The 8,314-nt window shown below is 41.7% G+C and carries 10 protein-coding genes; 9 read left to right on the forward strand and 1 reads right to left on the reverse strand.

Annotation, left to right across the window (positions count from 1 at the left end; all coding sequences use genetic code 11):
• The 8 genes from HP456_RS16175 to HP456_RS16210 form a co-directional block, all read left to right on the forward strand.
• A partial coding sequence (locus HP456_RS16175) for a glycosyltransferase family 4 protein (RefSeq protein WP_172252944.1) occupies positions 1 to 1,452 on the forward strand: 1,452 nt, incomplete at its 5' end.
• Positions 1,452 to 2,459: a nucleotidyltransferase family protein gene (locus HP456_RS16180; RefSeq protein WP_172252946.1), complete on the forward strand. Its 1,008-nt coding sequence runs from the start codon at positions 1,452 to 1,454 to the stop codon at positions 2,457 to 2,459. The genes HP456_RS16175 and HP456_RS16180, both read left to right, overlap by 1 nt.
• A gap of 6 nt (positions 2,460 to 2,465) precedes the next feature.
• Positions 2,466 to 3,050, forward strand: coding sequence for a hypothetical protein (locus HP456_RS16185; RefSeq protein WP_172252948.1), 585 nt, complete (start codon positions 2,466 to 2,468; stop codon positions 3,048 to 3,050).
• 57 nt (positions 3,051 to 3,107) lie between these two features.
• A complete protein-coding gene (rpmG, locus tag HP456_RS16190; RefSeq protein ID WP_064091498.1) occupies positions 3,108 to 3,257 on the forward strand; it encodes a 50S ribosomal protein L33 in 150 nt (49 codons plus the stop codon).
• Positions 3,258 to 3,378: 121 nt separating this feature from the next.
• Positions 3,379 to 3,942, forward strand: coding sequence for a 5-formyltetrahydrofolate cyclo-ligase (locus HP456_RS16195; RefSeq protein ID WP_172252950.1), 564 nt, complete (start codon positions 3,379 to 3,381; stop codon positions 3,940 to 3,942).
• A gap of 7 nt (positions 3,943 to 3,949) precedes the next feature.
• Positions 3,950 to 4,723 (forward strand): DUF92 domain-containing protein, encoded by a 774-nt coding sequence (locus HP456_RS16200; RefSeq protein ID WP_172252952.1) that lies wholly within the window; start codon positions 3,950 to 3,952, stop codon positions 4,721 to 4,723.
• Positions 4,724 to 4,779: 56 nt separating this feature from the next.
• On the forward strand, positions 4,780 to 4,956 hold the full coding sequence (gene yqgO, locus HP456_RS16205; protein WP_172252954.1) for a protein YqgO: 177 nt from the start codon (positions 4,780 to 4,782) through the stop codon (positions 4,954 to 4,956).
• A 167-nt stretch (positions 4,957 to 5,123) separates the two neighbouring features.
• A complete protein-coding gene (locus tag HP456_RS16210; protein ID WP_172252963.1) occupies positions 5,124 to 6,692 on the forward strand; it encodes a rhomboid family intramembrane serine protease in 1,569 nt (522 codons plus the stop codon).
• Here the strand turns inward: HP456_RS16210 and HP456_RS16215 are convergent.
• The gene (locus HP456_RS16215; RefSeq protein WP_172252965.1) at positions 6,689 to 7,570 is read right to left on the reverse strand and encodes a hypothetical protein; all 882 of its coding nucleotides are present in this window, start codon (positions 7,568 to 7,570) and stop codon (positions 6,689 to 6,691) included. The genes HP456_RS16210 and HP456_RS16215 overlap by 4 nt on opposite strands.
• Before the next feature lie 257 nt (positions 7,571 to 7,827).
• On the opposite strand from HP456_RS16215, the gene HP456_RS16220 reads away from it, so the two are divergent.
• Positions 7,828 to 8,314, forward strand: a 487-nt coding sequence (locus tag HP456_RS16220) for a spore germination protein (protein ID WP_172252967.1), incomplete at its 3' end; no start/stop codon positions are given.

Here is an 8,314-nt window from a genome sequence, read left to right on the forward strand (position 1 = left end):
GTCCATGAAATGGAAGATACGTTGGAGAAAATAAGTTCCCATGTCGATAAAAGAAGTCCTGGCTACTATCAAATAACGAGAGAATTCATTATGGCACTACAAGGATTGCATGAAGGCCGGTTTGATACATCCCATTTTGAACGGATAGCCTCTCTCATGATCGAGGGAACGGAGGATGAACATTTCATTCAGCATCGGAATAATGTGAATTCCATCGTTTCAGACGAGCTGCTGGACGCTTGTCTCCCGGTTAAAGAGGAGCTTTCTCAAGGAGTAAACGAGGGCGCCGTTTTAATTCTGAGCTGGGAATATCCGCCTAATATTGTAGGCGGACTCTCACGTCACGTGTATGATCTGGCCAATAATCTGGTTAAGAAAGGGAAGAAAGTTCATGTTCTGACGGCAAGAACCAATGATGCCGTCCCTTACGAAACGGTTGAAGGAGTGACGATTCACCGGGTGCATCCATTGCAGCCATATGAAGAGAATTTCTTTAAGTGGGTGTTTGATCTGAATCAATCGTTCGTTCAATATGTACATGAAATGATTTCTCAGGAAAAAATCACTCATATCCATGCTCACGACTGGATTGTCTCAACATCTGCAATCAAGTTAAAAGAATATTACTCGCTTCCTTTGATTACCACCATACACGCTACAGAGCATGGAAGGAATCAAGGGATCTATACGGAACTTCAGCAAAAGATTCACGATGAGGAACAGTTATTGGTTGCTGCTTCCGACCACTTGATTGTGTGCAGTGAACATATGAAAGAAGAAGTCAAATCACTGTTTACATTCAGTGCACCGATGGCGGTGATTCCAAATGGTGTCGAATTGGAACAACTTGAAAAGCTTACTGGGGATCTTCTTATTCAGGAACACACGCCGTATTTCTTTTCAATCGGAAGAATGGTTCATGAGAAAGGGTTCGAAACGCTTATACGTGCTGCTTCCTTACTGAAAGATGAAGGTCAAAAGGTCTCATTTATCATAGCAGGAAAAGGGCCGATGCTTGAACATTACCGTCAGCAGGTGAAGAATGAAGGTCTCGAGGAGATGGTTTTGTTCACAGGTTTCATTTCAGATAAGAAGAGAAACAGTTATTTGAAAAATTGCCTTGCAGTCATTTTTCCAAGTCTTTATGAGCCATTCGGCATCGTTGCCCTCGAAGCGATGGCATTTAAAAAAGCGGTGGTGGCATCCGATACCGGCGGCCTGAAAAGCATCGTTAAACATGAACATACTGGTTTATTATTCGAGCCTGAAGATGAATCCAACCTATATTCACATCTCCAGACTTTGCTGAACGAACCGGATAAATCCGGGAGGTTAGGGGAAGTGGGCTTCAGGATGGCCCAGTCCATGTTCAGCTGGGAGCGGATAGCCGATCAGACGATTCATGTATATGAAGATATTCTCCTTCAAGCCAAAGTAGAAGGATTACGGTAATGAAAGCAGTCATTCTGGCAGGTGGAGAAGGGAAGCGGCTTAGGCCATATACAATTTCTGTCGCCAAGCCGATGGTGCCGATTCTTAATAAACCGATTCTCGAGTACAGCATCGATCTTCTGAGGTCATATGGAATCAAGGATATCCTTATTACTACATGTTATAAAAGTAATACCATTAAAGAATATTTCGGTGACGGGCGCCGTTTTCATGTGAATATACGTTACTTGGAAGAAAGGAAGCCGCTTGGTACAGCAGGAGGTATTTTTCTGGCAAAGGATCTGTTAAATGAGCCATTTCTTGTGCTAAGCGGTGATGCATTTACTAATATTCCAATTGATCAAGTAATACAGTTTCATACAAGCAATAAAGCGGCCATGACATTGGTATCAAAGGAAGTATCCAATCCGAGTGAATACGGGATTTGTTATACCGACCTGAGCAGGAGGCTTATCGATTTCATCGAGAAGCCAGCCGCATGGGAAAGAAACGAGGTTAACACAGGGGTTTATATAATCGAGCCGTTCCTCCTAAAGAAATATTCAAGGAAAGGTGCCCTTGATTTCAGTCAGGACCTTATCCCGTCCCTTTTAAAAAATAATGAAGCGGTATATGTATACAAAACGAAAGCATATTGGAGAGATATCGGAAATCCGGAAGAATACAAGAAAGCACGCGATGACTTGATGAGGGGGCAATTCACTCCGGGGAAGGTATCTGATTTCTCAAGAAACCCCGGAGTTACAATCCCGGACCCCTTTATTACAAGGGTCCAGGTGGCCTGTCCGAAGGTAAAAAAGCCATTCGTACTTGCGAAGCTGCTGGAAACAGTCCCTTCGATGGATGAAGAAGAATTCATGATTGAACACCGTGACGGCGGTTGGACCAAGATAGTCAGTGATCCTGACAGAGGCTTTATTATTTATTCGAAAGCAGACCGGAGAAATCTTGCTAGAGAGCTTGCTAGGTATTATGGAAAGAAAATAAAAACATGGCAAAAGGTGTAGAGGCGGATGAATAATAATAATCGAACACACAAGAAGTTTAATATTCAAGGAATCGCCTGGAAGGAATCAGATTCGTATATACCTCTCGACAAAGTGGATACCCCGTTCAACGGGATAAATATGCATCTAACAGAAGGAAAAGAGAAGTGGGGAGAGTCATTAACATTTGAATTTGAGAATGTCACGAAAGAAACCCGACAGCTGAAAGTGTTCTTTCTGGTGGAGTGGCTAGCCTGCTGTGAAGAAACGATAGGCGTTCTCTCCCTTTCAAAAAATGCATTCTATAATTACAGTAAAAATGATATGGCCATGTCAAATATCGTTTCATGTGCAGATAGTGTCAAAAAATCAGTGTACCCCTTAAATTTAAAAGGCTTGCAGCTTTGGAAAAAGTCTTTGAAAAATGGCAGTCTCTATTATTACCCAATCACTAATGGGCTTCATATGATGGCGTATATGCTCGAATATACATTCAAGCCCTTTGAAGTAAAACAAGGAAAGCTTTTTGCAGTGGAAGGAACTGTAGATGGGAAGGGATTATTTTTACCCGATAGAATGAAAAACGGACTAGCATTTCAGCAGGAAAAGTGATATTATAGAAAAGTCGTATGAATAGATGAAGATAGTGAAGTTTGGAGGGAAATTATAATGCGTGTAAACATTACTTTGGCTTGCACAGAAACTGGTGAGCGTAACTATATTACTACAAAGAACAAGCGTAACAACCCAGACCGTCTAGAGCTAAAAAAATATTGCCCGAAATTAAAGCGTGTGACTCTTCACCGCGAAACGAAATAAGCAGCGGATTTTATCCGCTGCTTTTTTTTATGCTCAGATGCAATAGATTTTTATTCGCTTATAAAAAATTTATAGATCGATATCTCTGCTGATATAATAGGTATGAAGAAGGAGGGCAAACATGGATAAAAAATCATTGAGGAAGAGGCAGATTGAAATGTTGAAGGGGATTTCTGCTCTGGAATATGAGCAAAAATGTTTTCAAATCGAACAAAGACTCTATCATTCTGAAGAATGGAAGAACAGTGAAGTCATAGCAGTCACTGTTTCAAAACATCCTGAGGTCAATACGTGGAACATGATTAAACGGGCATGGGAAGAAGGGAAGAAAATATGCGTTCCCAAATGCAAGGCACCAACTAGAGAATTGGATTTCCGTGAACTTAATTCTTTTACCACTCTTGAAAAAGTCTATTATGATTTGTATGAACCCATACCTTCGCGTACCAATTCAGTACATACAGAACAGATCCATACAGTCCTTGTCCCCGGATTGGCTTATACAAGAAAAGGATACCGTCTTGGGTTCGGCGGCGGGTATTATGACCGGTTCCTCACTGGATATAACGGATGGACATTATCTCTGGCATTCGATGAACAGATTGTGGAGGAACTGCCAGTTGAATACTTTGATATCCCGGTTGCCAAGATCATAACCGAAAGCGACAGTATTCAGTGTGGATAAATCAAGTGTGATAATATTTCTACTTGTGCTGCTTGTTTGTATTGGAGGGTGGAAAACAAAGAATCTGAGTTTCTCCGGTGCACTGTCAGCACTGATAATGGGATGTATCATCGGGTATTTCTATCATTGGAAAGGCCTGTTATTACTGGGGGCATTTTTTCTTAGTTCCAGCATTTGGTCCAAACTGTTTACAGGTTCCAAAGCAGAAATAGAAGGAAGACTGGCCAAGTCATCTGTACGTGACTGGCAGCAGGTATGGGCGAACGGAGGACCGGCCGCTGTCTTTATCATCCTATACCATTTTACAGGCAGTGAGTGGTGCCTCTATTCATTTGCAGCCGCTATTGCCGCAGCAAACTCCGATACATGGGCTTCTGAAATAGGACCGTTGAGCAGGAAGTCTCCACTTTCCATAAGATCTTTTAAAAGAGTGGAAAAAGGAACTTCCGGAGCGGTATCCCTGCTGGGCACTGTCGCGGCATTAGCGGGATCAGTGTTTATATCATTGATGTTTTTTATTTTGCAGGATTCATTTCACTGGTCTCTTTTCATTCTTATCAGCGTCGCAGGTTTTTTAGGGAATGTATTCGATACTGTGGCAGGTGCATACTGGCAGGAAGAATTCACATGTCCCGTCTGCAATTCCTCCACGGAAGCCGCTATGCATTGCGGCGTTCCTGCTGTTAAAAGCAAGGGTTATTCATGGATGAATAATGAAAGTGTCAATTTCACATCAAGTTTTCTTGCCGGAGCGGGCATTCTGTTATTCATTCCGGGTTGAGAATCAGTGGATAATATGGCGGTTCCTGATCCAAACTATACCCAGGAGGGATAAATATGAACGGATTAACCAAATGGATCGTCCTTGGCAGCTTAGTTTTGTTATTGATCCCCAATCGTTATCGGATTCTCAACCTGCTGCTGGGGAATTTCTTTATAAGGCGTTTTGCTGTAAAAGGGGCAATGAGCATCCCGGGAATACGAGCGAAATTCATCCAGAGCACATTCCGTTAGAAAAGAGACTGTATGGAAGGGGTATCCTTTCATACAGTCTTTTTTTGGGAGAATAGGGATGCATCAGAGTAACAGGATCATTGGATACTTGCATTATTATCGACCTTCTAACTTTACATCATAAAAATGGAAAGGGTATAGTAGCATTAAACAAGAATGCAGGAAGAATGAAATACCCTGTAAATTCAGAGAAAGTAGTGGATGTAGTGAATTTTAGATATCATTACCTCTTTTGGAAGATAGCGCTTTTCCTGATTGAAAAGAAACAGTACCGAATCATGAATTTATCCTCAACGCATGACGAAATCTGGCTGGAAAATACTGTTTTAAAAGAGCCGGATGTTGTCAGACTGCGCCTGAAGGATCTCGATTGGGGTTCATGGGTTCAAAGGGATATTTTATCTGTTTCAGAAAATGCTGAAAGAATACGCAGAAAAAGAAGAAAAAGAAGTCTTAAGGTAAAAAATCTATACATAACCACCTACCCTCCTGTAGATGGAGGCATTGAACTCTTTGAAAAACCTTTTGCGGCAGAAAAAGATAAATCGAGAGTAGACTCCATATTAATAGATGAAACAAGGGGAATGGAACTGTTGATCAATGACCCATTGTTTTGTGACGGTGAGTGGGAACTCCCCCCGGAGGTACTTGAGGCAAACGTGGAATTGGTGAAAGGTAAGGCCTTACGTGCATCAACAAAGCAGATTCAAAAAGAGCGGCAGCTGTTTGAGAAAGGCAGGCCCTTTTTCACTTATTTCTTTATCGCGGTACAGTTGGCCATGTTTGTTCTTCTAGAATTAAATGGAGGGAGCAAGGATCCCCAAACTTTAATTGAATTTGGAGCGAAGTATAATCCACTGATCATTGAAGGAGAATGGTGGAGACTTGTTACACCGATTTTTTTGCACATAGGCATGCTGCATCTGCTCATGAACACACTTGCTCTCTATTATTTGGGAACTGCGGTGGAAAAAATATATGGACGAAGCAGGTTCGTTTTCGTCTATATGGTTTCAGGGATTACGGGTTCTTTTGCCAGCTACCTTTTCACGGCGAATCTTTCGGCAGGTGCAAGTGGAGCTATATTTGGATGCTTTGGGGCACTGCTCTATTTCGGTGTACTGTACCCGAAAATCTTTTTCAGAACGATGGGAACGAATATCATCGCAGTCATATTGTTGAATCTGGCTTTTGGTTTTACTATCCCGGGTATCGATAACGCCGGTCATCTGGGCGGTCTGGCCGGTGGGTTTCTTGCTGCCGGGATCGTCAGTGTTCCCGGGGTGTTCCGTCCTATCAGACAACTCCTTGTGTTAACGGTGACTGTACTTCTGGTTGGTATAGTATATGTAGATGATCAGCATGCGGCACCATCCGATTGGGACATTAACACAGTGAACGGCGTTGCACAGGAAAAGATTTCAGACGGAGAATGGGCGGAGGCTGAGGAATTGCTGAAAGAAGTAGTAAAGAAAGGTACTCCGAATGCAGAGACATATTTTTACCTTTCTTACGTCGAAATCAAGCTTAACAAAACGGAGGCTGCTAAAGCGAATTTAATGAGCGCAATCGAAAAAAGAAATGATTTTCACGAAGCCCATTACAATTTTGCCCTGATGCTGACTGATGACGGCAAGCGTGAAGAAGCTCTTACCCACGCGGAAAAAGCGTATAAACTAAACCCTGAGGAGGAGAAATACAAAAATCTCGTCAAAGAATTAGGAGGCGCCCTCTAAAAAGGGGATAATCTCTGTCTCAATAATTGCGGATTGCCGTATTTATCAATTAGCAAGACTATAAGTTCTTTCTTATCTTTCTTGATTAAAATGAGGGGAATGGTGCTGTCGATCGAGTCAATGATGGTGCCATCTTCTTTTTTAATCCCTAAATAATAGTTTTTATATAACCCTTCCCACAGGTTTCCGATAAGCCTCTCCCACTCCTTTTTATTAAACCCCTCCAAGGGCTGGCTTTCAAGATTTGGGAATTGAGTGAGCGGAATTGCCGTATACTCCTTGATTGGAATATCAAATGCATCAATCCCTTTTTCCCATAGATAATCTAATTGTTGAGAAGAGACACGGTCGATTATGGCCTTCCACTCTTTTTCCATTTTCGTACCAGGTTGTCTGAATGAGTTTAATGAACTGAAATTTGAATCTATTACGTAGAGTGTATCTTCTGTCATCTTCTGCGCACTCGTATACTCATCGTCATTGTCGTGGATTTCAGAGTAATGGAATGATAGCGCCTGTAGGATACTGCTCTCTTTTCCTTTGATTGTTTCTTCCTGAACGATTTGATCGGTATCTTGTTCCCATTCATTCAATTTTCCCTTCAATCTCCCATTTATAAATAGAAATCCTACATCCTGACGCAAGAAAGCTGGTGTATCTAATTTGGAAGACGTTTTCCAATCGAATTCATAATAGTGATCCTTTTTTTCCGGATGCAGATTGAGCAGTGTTAAAGCTGATTCATATGTAACATGTTCATTGATCGGAAAAAAAATAATGCTTTCCTGTATTTGAGGCTTATAAATGAACTTGATTCCTATTGCTAGAATAACCATAAGGACCAAGAACGGAAAGGCTTGTAAAAATTTCTGTTTCATAACGTTCACTCCAATGGTTTGTCCGGTTGTTAATTAATATGTAGGGAGGCACTGCATTATGATTTTAATACAGGCTCTTTCGGTTGCATGCCGATTTGTTTCGAAAAGAGCACGTGTACGAATTTCATTAAGTATCCTTTATAATGCCGGTAAGCAGCATTCTTTTGAATAGCAGTCTATATGTATGTTTTGTCTTTGCATTGTCTAGGATGGTAAAGATGGAAATACATGTTAATGGATGAGGAGTGAAGGCTGAAATGTCGAAAGAGAAGAAGCCTGTCTCTACGAATATTGAAGAGAATACCAGCTTTCTTAATGAAGCTCTGGCTGTCGATAAAAGCTTCGATGTAATCCAGCTGGACCTGGAATATGCAGATAGAAAGATGGCCATGTATTTAGTTGATGGCTTTGTTAAAGATGATATCATGCATTACTTGATGAAATTATTGTCGGGACTTGACCCGGAACAATTGGAGGAAGATACGCTAAACAAGCTGTTGAAAACGTATATCCCGTATATTGAGATCGAGCAGGTCGATGATTTGAATAAGGTCATCGATCTGGTTCTGGCTGGACCGACGGCTCTCGTTGTGGATGGAATCGATAAAATAATCATCATAGATGCAAGGACTTATCCAGTGAGGGGGCCACAGGAACCCGATATCGAGCGTGTTGTACGGGGGTCGAGGGACGGATATGTAGAAACGATTGTATTCAATACCGCCCTTACCAGAAGAAGGGTGC

Source organism: Bacillus haikouensis, assembly GCF_013179555.1.
In the GTDB taxonomy this organism is placed as follows: Bacteria; Bacillota; Bacilli; order Bacillales; family Bacillaceae_B; genus Rossellomorea; species Rossellomorea haikouensis_A.